Source organism: Pseudoalteromonas sp. CNAT2-18.1 (assembly GCF_022347865.1).
GTDB lineage: Bacteria > Pseudomonadota > Gammaproteobacteria > Enterobacterales > Alteromonadaceae > Pseudoalteromonas > Pseudoalteromonas ruthenica.
Map to the genome: position 1 here is coordinate 739,804 of NZ_JAKRFR010000002.1, position 16,949 is coordinate 756,752.

The window sequence follows — 16,949 nt, forward strand, 5'->3', positions numbered from 1 at the left end:
TTAGTCCACATCAAACCGATACAATATATCTAAGGTATCATAAAGCCCGCTGGTTACCTCTATATATAGTTTTTGCAGTATTTGGTAGCGCACAGCCACTTCACTGATAGACTCGAATACACCAACACTGTATTTTACTTGGATCCCCGGCGCGATATAGCCAGCAATTTCAACCTTAGTATCATCACCACTGCCTTTTGAATTTAAGGTTATATCGCTGAGGCCAAATGTTTCCCCTACTCGCGATACAAATCCCTCACTGCGATTGAGACCTTGGGCTAGAAGAATCTGCGTGAGCATGGCATCGGTGTTCGTATCACCATCACCAAGAGGCTGACCGTTAAGCACGTAAGAAAGCGCTTGTGAACGATCCATGGCCGGCTCCGAGAACACGTTTAATTTCGGTTGTTCAACATTTCCGATTAATTCGATACCCGCTATCACCCCGTTGGCGGTGGTGTCTGGATTACGGATCGCGCGCACATTTAAGTAAGGTTTATCAAGCGCACCACTGAACCCAATTTGCCCGGTACGGATCACTAAATCTTGGCCAAATGCACGGTATTTACCATCCACCAGTTTTAACTCGCCACTTGCCAATGGCGGACTTTCATTACTCGCGGTTAGCTTCAAGTCGCCCATGATGTAGGACTTCAGGCCAAACGAGTCTATATACACATCGTCATGTACACCCACATCTAACTGCACTTGATAAGCGAAAGGCGCACTTTGCTGCTTTTGTGGTGCGTCCACAATGATTTCATCATCACTGACCTGTACCGCTCCTTTAGGTAACTCTTTGATTTTGATACGTCCGTAAGGAACATCAACACGACCATCAACTTGCACACTTTGGGCGCTAATATCTATGTTTAAATCCGGAGAGATCGCAACATTGACCCCTTGCTGCGGTACCACCATAAAGCGCTCGCCCGAGAGTGAAATGGTAAGTGCCGGATTATCACTGAGCCACACACCTGAGCCGTCAATAGCAAGCTTGCCACCATCGGGCGTGAGCAATTCCCCCTCCAAGGTCATACTCTCACCTTCGAGTTCAGCTTCGAGACGAGAGTTAGCAAGTGCTACCGGCAGTGCGTCCCCTTCAATTGCCAACTCATGCGCCTTGAGCTCACCATTGAGGTAGGGCTGCGCCAACGTGCCGCTGAGAGTGAGGTTAGCACTTAACTTGCCCGCTAACTTCCTCACATCAGGTACAAAGTGAGCGAATTTACTGATGTCGGTATCTGTTAGGTGCACCTCTCCAGAGAGTTGTTGCGCTTGAGTGATATCCTCTACGGCTAAATCAGCGTTAATACTGCCAACCACTGAGGAGTCTATGCTTAGCTTAGCATTGGCATTTTTTGCATCACTGCTTAGCTTTATCATTAAGGTTTCCACAGGCAATCGCTGCAACTGCCCTTGGTTTCGATACAACCCTTGTAATTGCTCGGTGTGGAACTCAGCATCAATCTGCACTGCTTGGTTATCTTGCCATGCCAACTGCGCATGTCCTTGCGCTTGCCCCTCTATACCCAGGTTGGGTCCCAGCAAAGTGGTTAGAGACTGTAACTGAAAGTAGTCAAGCTTAGCGTTGACGTGTCCCTGCTTGGCGCTGATATCACTGGGCTCTATGCACAAGTGCATGGCATTGCCCTGCAAACAAAAGGGCTTAGTGCGCACGCTCTGCTGGGCCAGATCAATGTCCAACTCGGTACTTTGCTCCAGTGCGACCTGATACTCGTCGCCGCGCAGTTCCAACTCGGTAATTGCCAAGCTCAATTGCTGCTGTTGCAGTTCAGACTGAAACGCCAACTGCGCTTGCCCTTGAGCTAATCCAGCACGAATATAGTTTTGTTGGTGATGTTGTGAGCCCTGAGACTGTACTTGAATGCCCTTGATAACTTGGCCATCAAGGCTAACATTAGCTACTTCTGCATCCAGGTCATATTCTAAGTCGGCTTGTTGATATTGCCCTGTAATATCTAATGTTGCGTCGCTCACTCGCAATCCCTCACCTTGCAGAGTCGCTAGTTGCAATTGCAATTGCAGCTTGGGAGATAAACGTTGCCCTTCGATACTAAACTGAGCGTGTCCCTGCCCTGAATAACCTTGATAAAGTGGCGATGATGATGACAAGTTTAATTCGCCGGCTAGTTGCCACTGCTCATCAATGCGGCCATTGATAACCAATGTATTCTCGCCTTGGCGCACACTAAAAGCATGAATATCGCCACTGAGATCGCTATCAATATTCAGTTCGGCATTAAATGTGAGCGGTTGCTCGTTTATCGTGCCTGATAATGACGACGGTTTAAGCTCCACCCACCACTGCTGGGGTGACTCAACACTCACTCGGCCTTGCAGCTGGCCCGATAGATCGCTGCGCACGGTGTCTAATAAGTACTCACTGTGCAAATTAGTTAGCTGCGCAGAAAAATCAGCGCTAATACCATCGCGCCAGGCTATTGATGTTGTTACCTCAACGTGGCTATCATTCGCTCGCAATTGCAACGGCGCAGCGTTGATGCCGCTAAGGCTTCCTTGAGCCTGTAAAGAAGTGCTCACTTGTGGGTATGCTGCTAGCTGTGTCAATGCATCAACATCGACGCGGTAGTTATCTAAAGTACCCGATGCATTAATGTTGGTGCGTTCTACCTGTAACGGCTGGCCCTGCACCTCAAGCTGCCAAGGTGCGTGTGAAAACGCCAACTCAAAAGGCCAATTTTGCTGTCGTAATTGTGCCTGTGCGTCTAATTCGAAGGTATATTTGCCTTGATTACGCGCCTGGACATTAAGTTCATCTAAACTGCCCGTGAATGAAAGCTCGCTGCGCTCGCCCAAGGCAGCTAGTTGCAGCGACAGTGTTAAAGGGTTGCCATCAGCAAAAGAGAATTGACCCTGAGCTTGGGCCTCAAGTGTATCCCCTTCGTTTGTCGCGATATCAGCAGGCAATTGGTAGGCGGCTGATAGTTGTGAAACGCTCAACTGCTGTTGTTGCAGTGCCACAGCCACTTTTAAATCGCTGATACGATGGCTTTGCTGCCCTTGAGTGATAATAATGTCAGCAACCTGTGCACTTTTAAGCTGCGCATTGATGCCTAAATCAAAAGCGATAGGCGGTAACGGTGGCAGCGCCTCAAGTGGTGCTGAGGAAGGCTGCTGCTCACTCTCAGGTAAAGTAAGTTCAAGCGAGCGCAGACGCAACGGCTGCACCTTAACGTCTCGTTGATGCGCCTCAAGCGCTGATTTAAAATCCCGTGCTGACACGCTAAGGCCCGCAGCACGGAAGTTGGCTTGTCCTAAAAATAGACTTTTGATGGTGATAGTCGGCAGTGATATTGGCTCGCTGGCCGGCGGCATTGCATCAGTCGCTGCCGCCTTGTCGTTTTGCTGCTCGGCTACTTGCACCGTCAGCGACTCAGCCCCAACTTGGCGAAAGCACAGCCCAGCACAACCCAGTAACTGCCAGTCAATACGCACAGCCTCAGCATCGATGCTTATCTGCTCGCTGGTAAAAGAGATATCAAATGGGTCATCATATAAAAACCGCCCCTCTTTGAGCGAAATGCGCAACCCATCAACGCTGTGATTGGCCACATAAGCAATGCCCTTGTTACCCACCTCTGTAAATAACAAACAAAACAAGGTGACTAAAATAGTGCCCACGAGGCCGCCACACCATCGGAGAATACGCTTATATCCTTTGCTCATAATTCCGGCCCCACAGTAATGCTCAAACGAGTGGTGTTATTAGGTGTGGATAATGCCCATGCGTGATCAATACGGATGGGGCCCACTGGGGTTAAATAACGCACCCCGAAGCCGGTGCCAACCGACCATGATTCAGAGAAGTCATTGGTGGCGGTTCCGGCATCAACGAATAGCGCCGCCCGCCAATTCTCAGCAAACTGATAATTATACTCCAAGGTGCCGGTGGCTAGGTATTTACCACCAATATTATAGCCATTACGCTCAGGCGAGATAGACTCATATTTATAGCCGCGAATACTCTGATCGCCGCCGGCAAAGAAGCGCATAGAAACCGGCACGTCATTAATATCATCCACGTAAATAGCACCCAGATTGACCCGGGTAAAAAACATATGGCGCTGCCAATAAGTGTTTAACCACGCATACTGTAGCTGTACTCTGACAATATCGGTGGTCGAAGCCAAGTGCTCAGTGCCCACTTCGGTGCTGATTAACCATTGCTCACCCCAAAATGGCGTGGTGCCTCCTTTACTTTGCTTGCGGGCAAAGCTCACTCCGGGTAGCAACATCTTAGTGCGCTGATGCTGCTCGCCAATGCGAAACTCTTCATACTCTCGGCGCAAAAATGCGGTGCGTATCCAATCTTCTCCCACTTTCCACTGTCTTTGCACTAAGCCTGTCAGTGTTTTCGAGAAGATATCCGTATCGACATTATCTTCGAGCTTGTAGCCGAGGCTAAAGCGCCAGATATCGTCATTAGGGTCGTCCACCGGCACGGTGTAGGCAAAACTGATGTCTTGCTGACGTTTGGAAATGTTCAGGTTACTCTCAAGATAGTGACCGTCTTCGGTGATCCAAGGACGAGACCATTTGAATCTGGCTTTGGGGCCTAAGTCCGTTGAGTAGCCGCCCCCCACTTCAAAGCTATCTTGTGGTTTATGCAAGACTTCCACACGAATCGGCACCTCGCCATTAGTCCGAGCGGGAATATCAGCATAAACGCGGACGCTGCTAAAGTAAGGCGTTTGCGATAACGCAAGATTGAATTCTGACACCTTAGTAGCACGGTAGGGCTGCCCGGTTTTAAAATGCGCCAGAGAATAAATATAGTTACTTGCTGGTGTATCAGAGCTGATGTTAATCGGCCCATAATCATAACGTGGGCCCGTTTGCACATGCAGCACCACCTCTGCACTGTGTTGAGAGCGATTAATTGCCAACTTAGATTGTTGCCACTTAGCGTCAAAGTAGCCAAGCTCTAACAATTGCCTATCTATGGCTGATTTAGCACTATCATATTGGCCATGGTGCACAACCTGCCCTTGCTGCAGAGGTAAGCTATCAAGCACCGCCTTAAGCTGCTGATCGTCTTCTCCGGGACCACTAAATTGATAATCCAATCTAGCGATGCGCGTCGCTTTGCCGGGTATGATGTTCGCAATTACTTGCGCTTTGCCTTCGCTGCGCTCTAAGCTGAGTTCTACTTCGCTATGGTAATACCCCAGTGCGCGCATACTCGCTTTAACTTGTGCGCTTGCATAGCGCTGTAATTGCCTGGAGGGGACCTCGCCTTTTAATTGCACTAAATAAAGCGCAACATTTTCTTCTAACTCTCCTGATAACCCGTTAATGCTGTAGCCAGTAATGGTTGTTGCTTGTTGCACAGCAGCATGTGCAGTGACAGCAGGCCATATTAAAATAGATAGAAGAATGAAAAAGCGGCAGAAAATCAAACGACTAGAACTCCATGATCTAAGAATACTGCAACAATGAATGGTCAGATCACTCATACGTCCCAAAGTGGGTCCATCAGTTTAACAAATGCCACTGACTTCGCGCACCCACTGAATAAATAAAATTTGCCTTCAAGGCTTTTTATTTCTTACAAGATAATAGACAATTTATCGATTCTTAAAAAAACGAGACAAGGTATGCAATTTCCCGACGACGACACCGGACACATGTTACAGCAAATACACGATGAAGGTGTGGACTTGACAGGCTTTCATACATTGGACTTCTTTATTCTATTTGAAAAGCAAGAACATGCTATTAGTTACCAAGAAGCACTGAAAAGTTCCGAACTAAGCGCCGATTCACAATTGGGAACTTGCCCTGACACTGGCGTATTTGAAGTCAAAGTAAGTATCAAAATGGTGCCGCAACATGATGTGATCATGGATACCGAAGCCTATTTGGAAAGTCTAGCTGATAAGCACAATGGTTATGGTGACGGCTGGGGACTAATGGCTTAAAGCATTCCGCACAGGAGCATTTCACACGCCCTAATACAGGGCGTTTGCCTTGCGAAAAGCGCCCTCATAGTCAAAGAGTTTGTCACTCACCTGCCACCCATATCGTTTCGACTTTCGCGCTACCACAAAATCAGGTGCTTGCAGGCAGTGCTGATGGTCAACCACCTGCTGAGCATCGTCCCAGGTTGTGACTCCGCTAACTGTGTGCCGCTTCGCGTAAAAGCGATTAAACCGGGCCACCACCTTGGCATTATTAAAGTCATAGCTCTCATCGACACTGGCCCCATCTTCATCAAAGTAGGTAACTTTGAGTTTGCCTGGCTGAGTAATTTGACAACTTAAGCCACTACAGCGCAGTACCATGGCTTCTTTTAAATTAAGTGCTTTTCGCAGTTTATCATCTGGGTCAACCAGCTGATGTTGGCAGGCGCTGCATTCGCGCGCAGCAATGTCATTTTCGCTGCCGCACTGCGGGCATTCTTTAAATTTAAAGCGATAGTCACACTGCTGCGTTTGCTCACCATCATCAAGCAGCCCCTGGCAGCGCCGACCATGATGCTCAATAACTTGGCCACTGGCATCCGTTTTTCCCCAAAAAATATTGGCAAAGCCACATCCCGGACATAATACTTGCACCGGCTCACTCAACGGGTCTGGGCGCTTCGCTCCCACTTCTGGATAAAATAAGTCAAAGCCATTGGCAGCATAATCGATCACGAGGCAGTCTTTTTTCCCTTCGTACAAACGCAGACCTCGACCCACAATTTGCTGATATAAGCCAACCGATTCGGTGGGCCTTAAAATGGCGATGAAATCCACATGTGGAGCATCGAAGCCCGTGGTTAATACCGATACATTAACAAGGTATTTTAGCTCTTTGCGTTTAAACCTAAGGATAATTTCATCACGCTCAGCCGCCGGTGTCTGACCAGTTATAACCGCTACTGACTCACTACTCAAATAGTCAGCTATTTCATAAGCATGTTTGACTGTGGCAGCAAATATCATCACCCCTTGTCTAGCATTTGCTTGCGCTTGAATATCACTGACAATACTTTTTGTTGCCCGGGTACTCGATTGCAATAGTGTATTCATATCGCCTTCACTGGGTATACCTGAGGGGCCGGATGCCAGTGAATTAAAGTCATAATTTTGCACTGCAGCATCAACGCAATTCGGCGGGGTTAAATAGCCTTTATTGATTAAATAACGCAGCGGTAATTCATATATACACTCACTAAATGGCGCATCTGCCGAGCCACGCACAAAGCCATGATAGTGGCGGTGATATATCCATCCTGATGTTAAGCGATATGGGGTCGCGGTTAGGCCTAACACTTTCAATCTGCTATTTGCTTTTTTTAAATGCTGAATAAGCTGTGAATACTGACTGTTTTCATCGTCACTAATACGGTGACACTCATCGACTATAATAAGTGAGTATTGCCTTTTTAGCTTATCTCTACTTTTAGCAAGAGATTGAATACTGGCAAAGGTGACTTGCTGGTTTAACTCTTTCTCATTAAGACCTGCAGAAAAGATCCCCGGTGTTAATCCTAATGCTTTATATTTTTCGGCATTTTGCTGTACTAATTCTTTAACATGAGTCAGCACCAAAATAGGGAATCGCGCAAGGCGCGCAAGCTCAGCAATAACTACACTTTTGCCACTCCCAGTGGGAAGTACGATCACGGCTGCACTATCTGAGCGGCGAAAGTGGGCTAAGGTGCTATCAACGGCTTTTTGTTGGTAATCTCTGAGTGTAAACACAACTAACACCCAAGTAAGTAAAAGGCCCGAAACCGGGCCTTGGAGGTTATTATTTTGCGAGGTATTTAGTTAGGTCAACATCTTGGAATGCTTTGGGACGCTTACCACGGCCTGACCATTCAACTACTTTTCCTTCAAACTCGCGACGATACTTAGGTTCAACCTTAGTTCGCTTGTCCTGTTTCGAGTCAACAATATCATCCACACTGAGCCCTTTTTCCTTCATCAGTTCGAGAACTTCCTGTTTCGCTTTTTCCTGCTGTTGCTGACTTTCGAGCGCAGTATTCAGAATATTAATTGCTTTCTCTAACTCATTCATCGATGCCGTTTTGGCAAAGGCTCTGATCTCTCTCACTATGGTCTCTTTTAATTGTTGAACATGGAGATTAAATAATAATTGAAGATTGATAATATATCAAAAATAAAAAGGCACTATACGCTGGGAAGGCTTATTTTAAATTAATATGACAAAGAAGGTGTAATTTGAGGGGGAAAAGTGAAGCCGAGTCGACTTCACCAATTACTCGCTCACAGGCGTGAGCAAATAAGCATTAAACGGGTGTTACATTTTCCGCTTCTGGTCCCTTTTGGCCTTGTTTGATGCCGAAAGTTACCTGCTGGCCTTCGTTAAGAGTACGAAAACCGTTACCGTTAATGGCACTGAAGTGAACAAACACGTCTGGACCATTTTCTTGTTCGATAAAGCCAAAGCCTTTTGCTTCGTTGAAAAACTTTACTTTACCTTGTGCTTCTGCTGACATACTTAGTTTTCCTGTAAGTCAATTTGTATCAATCGCCTAAAATTAGGCACTATCCTCCCTGAGCCAGTGTCGCCGCCGATGGGTCAGGTACAGTACTAAGGGCACACTAGCTAAATAGTCACTCTTACAGCATTGGCCGCACAAAACCGTCACATTACACGCCTTAACTCAAGGCAAGTTAAAGACTACCACAGAAAAATATAATTAGCTTTAAATAAATTCGAATTTTCTCTTTACGGGGAACTAACGGCTGCGGTAAAAAACTAACAGACTACGCAGTTCTCGCTTTCTAAGAACCTGTGTTATGTTATTCGTAGGACTTACACTTTGCCCAACTAAGGAGCATTCAATGAAAAACCTTCTGCTAGCCGGTTTGGTACTATTACTGGGCGCCTGTGCTTCGCACCCGGATTTTGACTACGACAAATCGGTCGATTTCTCGCAATATAAAACCTTCGCATGGATCCCCAATGCCAGCCTCACCAAAGGCACTAATAATTATCAAATTAGTGAGCTAATGGAACGCCGCGTGCAACAAGCGGTCAATGATGAGCTTCGCGCCAAGGGCATGGAACTGGTATCCCCGCAACAAGCAGATGTGTTAATTAATTACCATGCATCCGTTGATACCAAGGTCGATGTCGATACGTTTTCTACAGGTTACGGCGCTCGCTGGGACTATTGGGGCATTGGTTACAACGTGCAAACCACCACGCGTGAGTATGAGGTAGGTACGTTAGTCATTGATGTCGTTGATAAGTCTTCAAACCAGTTAGTGTGGCGGGCAGCTAAAGAGGGACGCCTGAAAAAGAATCAAACCCCGATTGAGCGCACCGAAGTGGTACGTGAATCAGTGGCAGATATTCTCAGCAACTTCCCTCCTCAAGCTCAGTAAAGCTCAAACAGAGGCGCTTTACGTGAGCGCCTCCAATTGGGTGATGCGCCACATTGCTTGGGCATCAGTGCGACCACACACATCCGTGGTGGCACTAAACTGACTGCATACAGCGGGCCGCGAAGGTTGGTTAAACAACTTACATAAGTTGTTAGTATCCAGTTGAACACAACGCTCTCCCGCTTTTTTGCCGTTCGGCATACCCGGAATGGCGCTGGAAATACTCGGTGCGATGCAGCAAGCGCCACACCCTAAACGGCAATCCATCTATCGCTCACCTCTTCATGATACAAATTCGCAGTATACCATAGCCCGCTTCGAGCCATGACCCTGTCTATGCAGAGCACAACATAAATGATATGTTATAACAAACCACAAATAACGAGAGATGCTATGCAAGTAACACAGTCCCATGCCCCTGATGCGCCCCCCGTGCATCAGCCAAAAACAGCGAGAGCGTCAAGCAATGTTGATGTATTACCTTCAATTTACCAGCCAGCTCATAACATCGTCATTTGGAAACGCGCACTCGACTCAACGATACGCGGGCAAATCCAAACCCTTATTCAGGCGCAGCCAAATCTCGCATTGACTTCGACGGTGAGTGCAAAGTCAGTATTTCACACCTTGCAAAGTAACTTTGATAACCACCAAGATTATCAGGCTTTGTTCGCCGATATCTCCACATTAGTGGATATGTTCAGCTGTTTGCTTGACTGTGAACACGTTGGTTTACGGCTCAAAGTGCTTAGCCAAGCCATGTGCCCTCGGTTTCATGTTGACCGCGTGCCCGTGCGCTTAGTGACCACTTACCAAGGCCCGGGGTCGCAGTGGCTAGCCCACGCCGATGCAGACTACAGTAAGCTTGGCAGCGGCAATCAAGGGCTCAGTGACGAAAAATCAGGGCTGTATCGCCATGCTGAGCATATTCATCAATTACAAGCAGGTGATGTGGCACTGCTCAAAGGACAACTTTGGCCTGACGGTGAGCACAGCGCATTGGTGCATCGCTCACCCACACAACATGATCAGCAACCGAGGCTATTACTGACTCTCGATGGCATTTTTTAGCCCTGTATAGCTGCATTTAATAACCCCCACACCGACTAACCAAATGAGGAAAAAATGGGCCATTTACCTGATATTACTGCAGTGCAACCAGCAGATACCGCTTTAACGCTGAAATGGGTCGGGATGGAGCACATTGCCCTACCCATACACGTTCCAATTTCCAGCTCGCAGATACAGCAAACTCATGCACAAGCGGATGTTTTTGTCAGCCTAGATAGTAAGCAGGCAAAAGGGATTCATATGTCACGGCTTTATCAAATACTGAACCAGCATTTGAGCAACAAAGCGATGACGCCCCATCGCTTAGAGCATCTGCTTCGTGAGCTTATCAGTTCGCAGCAAGGGCTAAGCCACAGTGCCAAGCTGCAGCTGAGTTTTGACCTTATACTCGAGAAAAAAGCCTTAATCAGCGATAAGAGCGGCTACCAAGGCTACCCGGTGACGCTACATTGTGAATATCAGCAAGGCCAGTTTACTATTGAGCTCGGCTTGTCTATTCCTTATTCCAGCACCTGCCCTTGCTCCGCTGCATTATCGCGCCAAGCTCTGAGCGACGCTATTGCCTGCGAGTTTACAGACGATGCCATCGACAAGAACACATTGCTCAACTGGCTAAGTAGCGAACAAGGCTCTATCGCCACGCCGCACAGTCAGCGTTCATTCGCCTATATTCACATGCAGATGCAAGGTCATACCTTGGGCTATATCAGTGATCTTATCACCGAGTTCGAGGCCGTCATTGCCACCGCCGTGCAAACCGCAGTGAAAAGAGAGGACGAGCAAGCCTTTGCCAAGCTCAATGCCGAAAACCTGCTGTTTTGTGAAGACGCCGCCCGGCGTATAAAACAGGCGTTGCAGCACAAACCCAGGCTACTCGGTTATTGGTTTAAGGTTGAACATCAAGAAAGTCTGCATGCTCATAACGCAGTCGTCGTTGACTATAAACGGATGTCAACGCTGGAATAAACAGCGTTGCATTGAAGTTGCCGCCTATTATTTGCGCGCTGCTGACACACAATTCATGGTTTGTTACATCTTCCACATACCTGTAAACATCATTCACGATAGTATTAAGCTGTCATCGAAATATACGGGAGCAACACTGTGGCTAGTAAAAAACAAATATTTTTGCCGCTAGGGGTATTGGCAGGCGCCATCGGGGTGTTTGTCGCCCTCAGCGCCATGAAGTCGCCGCCACCACAAAAAGCACAACAGGATATCGCCCCTCTGGTTGAGGTAACGCCAGTGGAATTAACGGACGTAACATTAAAAGTGCATTCGTATGGCGAGGTTATGGCGCAAGAGCAAACGGAGCTTGTGGCGCAAGTAAGCGGTCAGGTAGTCTCTGTTTCTGAGCAATTTGTAAAAGGTGGCTTTGTTGCCAAAGGCGATGAACTGCTGCGTATTGACCCGAATGATTATGAAGCGGCGCTCATTGAGGCGCAGGCAGGTCTAGCTCAAGCTCAATCAGCACTAGAAATTGAACAAGCACAGGCTCATGTGGCTAAAGCTGAATGGCAGCGTATTAAAGACAATGCCAATGAGGTGATCCCCTCTGAGCTGTATTTACGCAAACCGCAACTGGCAGAAAAGCTCGCCAACTTTAGAGCTGCACAAGCGCAAGTGAAACGCGCCAAACGCAATTTAGAGCGCACCTCGATTCGTGCCCCCTTTGATGCCTTAGTAACAGCAAAAAATATTAGTTTAGGTAGTGTTGTCAGCCCAGGTAGTAAACTGGGTCAAGTCGATGCCACCGACATTGCTAAAGTGCGTTTACCGGTTGCCAATCACGATATGCAGTATCTTGTCGACGGCGGCGTCGGCGCGAAAGTCAGTTTACAAAGCGATATCGCTGGCAAAGCGGTGACTTGGCAAGGCACCATAGTGCGTAATGAAGGCGTGGTTGATAAACGTTCACGCATGACCTATCTGGTCGCCTATGTAAACACCCCTTACCAACACAGCGTACCGCTGCGTTTTGGTGCCTACACCAATGCGACTATTACTGGCAAACAACTGCGAAATGCGGCAATAATCCCCAGCCACTTAATCAAAGAAAATCGCGTCGCACTGTTGAATAACGACAATACTTTGGAATTCAGTGCCCTTAATGTTATTCGCGAACAAGACGGTATGGCTTATGTTGACACCGGTTTGACTACCGGAGAGCAACTCATTACCTCAGCGCTTGAATACCCTACTGAGGGCATGGCGCTACGCTTAAATGATGAGCCAACCCAGAAGCCACACACGCAATTGGCACTGAAAGAGGACTAAGTGATGACGCAGCAAAGAGAAAAAGGCTTAATCGCTTGGTTTGCGCGTAATCCGGTGGCAGCCAACTTATTGATGGTATTCATCATTGTTGGCGGTATCCTTAGCGCCCTATCTATTCGCAAACAAATGTTCCCACAGTTTGAGAATAACTGGTTAAGCATTCAGGCGGTTTATCCCGGTGCGGCCCCTCAAGAGGTTGAAGAAGGGATCACCATCAAGGTTGAGGAGTCTTTACAGGGATTGGAGGGGATCAAACGTTTGATCACCTACTCTAATCGTGGCTACTCACAAAGCTGGATTGAGGTCGAAGAGTCTTACGACCCGCAAGAAGTGCTCGATGAAGTAAAAATGCAGGTCGATGCAATTTCCAGTTTCCCTGCGGAGATGGAGCGCCCTAATATTCGCCGGCAAAAGTTTACTCAGGAAGTCATGATTTTGGCTCTCTACGGCGATATGAGTAATTATCAGCTTAAGGAGCTCGGGAATAAGCTGCATGATGAAATGCTCAGTCTGCCGCTAGTGAACTTAGTCGAATTTAACTCCGGCTTAGATTACGAGATAAGCATTGAAGTTAGTCCCGATAAGCTGCGCGAATATGGCCTTACCTTCCGCGATATCGCCACGGCGGTGCGTAACTTCTCGGCCAATATGTCTGCCGGACAAATCCGCTCCGATAACGGCTACATATCCATGCGCGTGGAAAAACAAGCCTATCGCGGTAATGAATTTGAGAAGCTGCCATTAATTACCCTTGAAGATGGCGCACAAGTCTTTTTGGGGGATGTGGCCACCATTCAAGACGGCTTTGAAGAAGGCCTACAATATTCGAAATACAATGGTAAAAACTCGCTGATGTTCGAGGTGGCAGCCTCCAAAGATCAAGACATCACCCGCGTTGCTGCGGTAATGGATGACTACCTCAAGCGCAAAGAAACCGAATTACCCGCAGGTGTTAAATTAACGCCTATGGTCGATTTAACCTACTACCTCGAAGGGCGTCTCGATATGATGATCGAGAATATGATTTGGGGCGGTGTGTTAGTCATGCTGATGCTGGCGATGTTCCTACGCATTCGTTTGGCCTTTTGGGTGATGATGGGGTTACCGGTGTCCTTTCTCGGCGCTTTCCTGATGATGCCCGTGGGGCTAGACATCACCATTAACCTTGCCTCACTGTTCGCTTTTATTTTGGTTCTGGGGATCGTTGTAGACGATGCCATTGTGGTGGGTGAGTCGGCCCATGCGGAGATAGAAAAGCATGGCCAAAGTTTAGATAACGTCGTACGCGGCGTAAAACGCGTCGCCGTGCCCGCCACCTTTGGTGTGCTCACCACCGTCGCCGCTTTTTTACCACAAACACTCGCCTCCGGCCCTGGCGCAGCATTCAGTAAAGCCATAGGCGGCGTTATTATCCTCTGCTTACTGTTCTCCTTGGTGGAATCAAAACTGATCCTTCCAGCGCACTTGGCGGCGATGAAAAACCGCCCGGTTAACCCACGCAACCCGTTGCATCGTTTGCGCAGTCGCTTTGATGCGGGCTTAAAGTACGTGATTGAATCACTATACCGCCCTGCGGTTACCTGGTGTATTCACTACCGTTACACCGTCATTGTGGGCTTTTTGGGTATTTTAATTGTCAGTGCGGGGCTATTCGCCGGTGGACTCATTAAGTTTATCGCCAACCCAAAAATCCCTCATGATTTCCCTGGCATTAATATCGAAATGAATCTCGCCAGTTCAGAGAGTGCAACCTTGGCAACGGCTCGCAAAGTTGAGCAAGTGGTGCTCGATGTTGAAAAACAAATTGAACAGCAATACGGCCAGCCAATGATCCGCGATATCTCTGTCAACATGCAAGGGCGCACTAACGCTCGCTTGATGATGGTATTGGTAGAGCCGCATTTGCGTCCTATGGATACCTTTGCGCTCAGTGCTCTGTGGCGTGAAAATATGCCGCCACTGCCGGGACTGAAATCAATGACCATCGACGATAGCATCATGAATGGCGGCGGTCGTGATGATGGCGATATCAGCTTCCGTTTAGAGGGTCGAGATAACGAACAATTGAAAGAAGTGGCCGCCAAACTCAAAGACAAACTTGCCACCATGGCCGGTGTGGGTGATATCAATGACTCCATGCAAAGTGCCACCGAAGAAGTACAGCTGGATTTAAAACCTATTGCCTACAGCTTAGGGCTGACCTTAGCCGATGTTGCATCGCAGGTGAACTTTAGCTTTTATGGTTTAGAGGCGCAGCGCATTCTTCGCGATGGCGAAGAGTTAAAAGTGATGATCCGCTACCCCATTGAACAGCGAAATTCCATCAGTGAAATCAATGATGTGCGCATTATCACGCCTGCTGGCGCAGAAGTGCCGCTGGCAGAAGTAGCCGAGGTAACGCTGGTCGACGGTGTTAACCGCATCCGTCGCGAAAATGCCAAACGCACGGTTAACGTGTGGGCTGCGGTAGACCCCAATCAAGCTGAACCTTTCACCATTGCCCGAGAGATCCGTGATGAGTATCTGCCAGCTTTATTGAAGAACTACCCCGGCGTACAAAGCAAGGTTGCTGGACGCGTGCAAGAGGAAATGGAAAGCGTTGCCGAGCAAATCCGCGACTTAGTGCTATCGCTGATGATTATCTTTGCGTTATTGGCAATTCCTTTGCGTTCTTACACCCAGCCCTTGTTGATCATGTCGGTGATCCCCTTTGGCGTGGTCGGCGCGGTTTATGGCCATGTGTTTATGGGCATGACCATGAGTAGCCTGTCATTTTTTGGCATCATCGCCGTGGCCGGTGTGGTGGTTAACGATTCGCTGGTCATGGTGGACTTTGTCAACAAAGCGCGTGCCCAGGGTATCGCTATAAAAGATGCGGTGGTCGAAGCAGGTTGCAAGCGTTTTCGCGCTATTTTGCTTACCTCAATCACCACCTTTATCGGCCTTATCCCGATTATCACTGAAACCAGCTTACAGGCACAAATCGTGATTCCTATGGCAGTTTCCTTGGCTTTCGGGGTGCTCTTTGCAACGGTGATCACCTTGGTACTCATTCCTTGCCAATATGTGGCGCTGGAAGATGCCAAGCGTCTGATGCGCAGATGGTTCTCTCGCCCTGAGCCAGGCACCGAAGTAAGTGATAAACCGGCTACACAACATAATTAAGCATTGTTACTAACCCAACCATAAAGCCCCGCATCGCGGGGCTTTTTTTTGAGCTAGTCATTTATTTGGGGGGTTAAAAGCTAATCGCTGCAGGCCTGTAATAACGGTTTTTACTTAAAGGCTGTTAAGAGCGAGAAGCAAACAGCTACTCTAAATCATTATTGGACAGAAACACGTTAGAGTATTTATTCGGTAACGCTCCAATATGGGGCGCACAAAAGCTTGGTTAAAATTAGCGACGAAGGAGCGCAAGCCAAGCATTTTGCGTCCCTGCCATAATTGGCTTGATACTTATTGAACCTTCTCCCCGAAGTTTAGCGAAATACTAAACTTCAAGGCGACCAAACCAAAAGGAGAAAGCTCAATGAAATTTTATACCAAATTACATGATTTTTACTGTGGTATCGACTTACATGCTCGAATTCTTTATGTCTGTATCTTGAATGACAAGGGTGAAAAGGTTGTTCATAAAAAGATAAAGGCAGATAAACACGCATTATTGTCACTCATTGAGCCCTACATAGGGCAAGTAGTCATTGGCGTAGAGTGTATGCATTGTTGGTATTGGTTTAGCGACTTATGCAAAGAACATGATGTTGATTTCGTGCTCGGTCACGCTCTTTACATGAAAGCCATTCACGGTGGTAAAGCCAAAAACGACAAAATTGATTCTTATAAAATCGCTAGTTTGCTACGCGGTGGCAACTTTCCTCTTGCTTATGATTATCCAAGTGAGATGAGAGCGACTCGTGATTTACTGCGTCGACGAACCAAGCTTGTTCAGCATGGTGCTCAGCTTAAAGCGCATATCGTTAACACGAACAGCCAATATAATTATCCCGCGCTAGAGTTGCACATGAAAAACAAATGTGTGCGGGAAGAGTTCAGAACGCGTTATGACGACCCCGTTGTTCAACGTAATATCAATTTCGACTTAGCCATCCTCGATAGCTACGCTCAAGAACTAAAATACCTTGAATGTTTTCTTGAGCGCAAAGCACAACAACATCGCCCTGACTATTACGCTCAATTGCGAACGGTACC

At 47.6% G+C, this 16,949-nt stretch carries 13 protein-coding genes; 7 read left to right on the plus strand and 6 right to left on the minus strand.

The genetic code is table 11. The annotated features are described in order from the left end of the window. Both MHM94_RS06820 and MHM94_RS06825 read right to left on the minus strand, forming a co-directional pair. Complete coding sequence (locus MHM94_RS06820) at window positions 1–3,711, minus strand: translocation/assembly module TamB domain-containing protein (RefSeq protein WP_235418815.1); 3,711 nt, start codon at window positions 3,709–3,711, stop codon at window positions 1–3. After that, complete coding sequence (locus tag MHM94_RS06825; RefSeq protein ID WP_235418814.1) at window positions 3,708–5,375, minus strand: autotransporter assembly complex family protein; 1,668 nt, start codon at window positions 5,373–5,375, stop codon at window positions 3,708–3,710. The genes MHM94_RS06820 and MHM94_RS06825 overlap by 4 nt, the downstream gene beginning before the upstream one ends. A gap of 267 nt (window positions 5,376–5,642) precedes the next feature. On the opposite strand from MHM94_RS06825, the gene MHM94_RS06830 reads away from it, so the two are divergent. Beyond that, on the plus strand, window positions 5,643–5,966 hold the full coding sequence (locus tag MHM94_RS06830) for a ribonuclease E inhibitor RraB (protein WP_045980333.1): 324 nt from the start codon (window positions 5,643–5,645) through the stop codon (window positions 5,964–5,966). A 30-nt stretch (window positions 5,967–5,996) separates the two neighbouring features. On the opposite strand, the gene MHM94_RS06835 is transcribed toward MHM94_RS06830, so the two are convergent. The 3 genes from MHM94_RS06835 to MHM94_RS06845 all read right to left on the minus strand — a co-directional run bounded on the left by MHM94_RS06835 (window position 5,997) and on the right by MHM94_RS06845 (window position 8,497). Next, window positions 5,997–7,745 (minus strand): DEAD/DEAH box helicase, encoded by a 1,749-nt coding sequence (locus MHM94_RS06835; RefSeq protein ID WP_235418813.1) that lies wholly within the window; start codon window positions 7,743–7,745, stop codon window positions 5,997–5,999. Window positions 7,746–7,785: 40 nt separating this feature from the next. Then, window positions 7,786–8,091, minus strand: coding sequence for an H-NS family nucleoid-associated regulatory protein (locus MHM94_RS06840; protein ID WP_022946197.1), 306 nt, complete (start codon window positions 8,089–8,091; stop codon window positions 7,786–7,788). Window positions 8,092–8,287: 196 nt separating this feature from the next. After that, the gene (locus MHM94_RS06845) at window positions 8,288–8,497 is read right to left on the minus strand and encodes a cold-shock protein (RefSeq protein WP_022946196.1); all 210 of its coding nucleotides are present in this window, start codon (window positions 8,495–8,497) and stop codon (window positions 8,288–8,290) included. A gap of 349 nt (window positions 8,498–8,846) precedes the next feature. Between MHM94_RS06845 and MHM94_RS06850 the strand changes: the two genes are divergently transcribed. After that, on the plus strand, window positions 8,847–9,392 hold the full coding sequence (locus MHM94_RS06850; protein WP_235418812.1) for a DUF4136 domain-containing protein: 546 nt from the start codon (window positions 8,847–8,849) through the stop codon (window positions 9,390–9,392). A gap of 18 nt (window positions 9,393–9,410) precedes the next feature. On the opposite strand, the gene MHM94_RS06855 is transcribed toward MHM94_RS06850, so the two are convergent. After that, the gene (locus tag MHM94_RS06855; RefSeq protein ID WP_022946194.1) at window positions 9,411–9,659 is read right to left on the minus strand and encodes a YkgJ family cysteine cluster protein; all 249 of its coding nucleotides are present in this window, start codon (window positions 9,657–9,659) and stop codon (window positions 9,411–9,413) included. Between the two features lie 126 nt (window positions 9,660–9,785). Here MHM94_RS06855 and MHM94_RS06860 point away from each other — a divergent pair, with 126 nt between their 5' ends. From MHM94_RS06860 to MHM94_RS06880, 5 genes are all read left to right on the plus strand, one after another. Then, the gene (locus MHM94_RS06860) at window positions 9,786–10,463 is read left to right on the plus strand and encodes a DUF1826 domain-containing protein (protein WP_235418811.1); all 678 of its coding nucleotides are present in this window, start codon (window positions 9,786–9,788) and stop codon (window positions 10,461–10,463) included. Window positions 10,464–10,517: 54 nt separating this feature from the next. Next, window positions 10,518–11,429 (plus strand): GTP cyclohydrolase FolE2, encoded by a 912-nt coding sequence (gene folE2, locus MHM94_RS06865; protein ID WP_235418810.1) that lies wholly within the window; start codon window positions 10,518–10,520, stop codon window positions 11,427–11,429. A gap of 138 nt (window positions 11,430–11,567) precedes the next feature. Beyond that, window positions 11,568–12,740 carry an efflux RND transporter periplasmic adaptor subunit gene (locus tag MHM94_RS06870; RefSeq protein WP_138509079.1) on the plus strand — a complete coding sequence of 391 codons (1,173 nt, stop codon included), beginning with the start codon at window positions 11,568–11,570 and terminating at the stop codon, window positions 12,738–12,740. 3 nt (window positions 12,741–12,743) lie between these two features. Continuing rightward, window positions 12,744–15,905: an efflux RND transporter permease subunit gene (locus MHM94_RS06875; RefSeq protein ID WP_235418809.1), complete on the plus strand. Its 3,162-nt coding sequence runs from the start codon at window positions 12,744–12,746 to the stop codon at window positions 15,903–15,905. A 364-nt stretch (window positions 15,906–16,269) separates the two neighbouring features. Next, window positions 16,270–16,949: transposase (locus MHM94_RS06880; RefSeq protein WP_235418808.1), on the plus strand; the 680-nt coding region annotated here is incomplete at its 3' end.

Bases quoted from the DNA above. Each gene is read 5' to 3' on its own strand.
- MHM94_RS06820 (WP_235418815.1), bottom strand. From the start codon at position 3,711: ATGAGCAAAGGATATAAGCGTATTCTCCGATGGTGTGGCGGCCTCGTG.
- MHM94_RS06830 (WP_045980333.1), top strand. From the start codon at position 5,643: ATGCAATTTCCCGACGACGACACCGGACACATGTTACAGCAAATACAC.
- MHM94_RS06845 (WP_022946196.1), bottom strand. From the start codon at position 8,497: ATGTCAGCAGAAGCACAAGGTAAAGTAAAGTTTTTCAACGAAGCAAAA.
- MHM94_RS06850 (WP_235418812.1), top strand. From the start codon at position 8,847: ATGAAAAACCTTCTGCTAGCCGGTTTGGTACTATTACTGGGCGCCTGT.
- MHM94_RS06855 (WP_022946194.1), bottom strand. From the start codon at position 9,659: ATGGATTGCCGTTTAGGGTGTGGCGCTTGCTGCATCGCACCGAGTATT.
- MHM94_RS06860 (WP_235418811.1), top strand. From the start codon at position 9,786: ATGCAAGTAACACAGTCCCATGCCCCTGATGCGCCCCCCGTGCATCAG.
- folE2 (WP_235418810.1), top strand. From the start codon at position 10,518: ATGGGCCATTTACCTGATATTACTGCAGTGCAACCAGCAGATACCGCT.
- MHM94_RS06875 (WP_235418809.1), top strand. From the start codon at position 12,744: ATGACGCAGCAAAGAGAAAAAGGCTTAATCGCTTGGTTTGCGCGTAAT.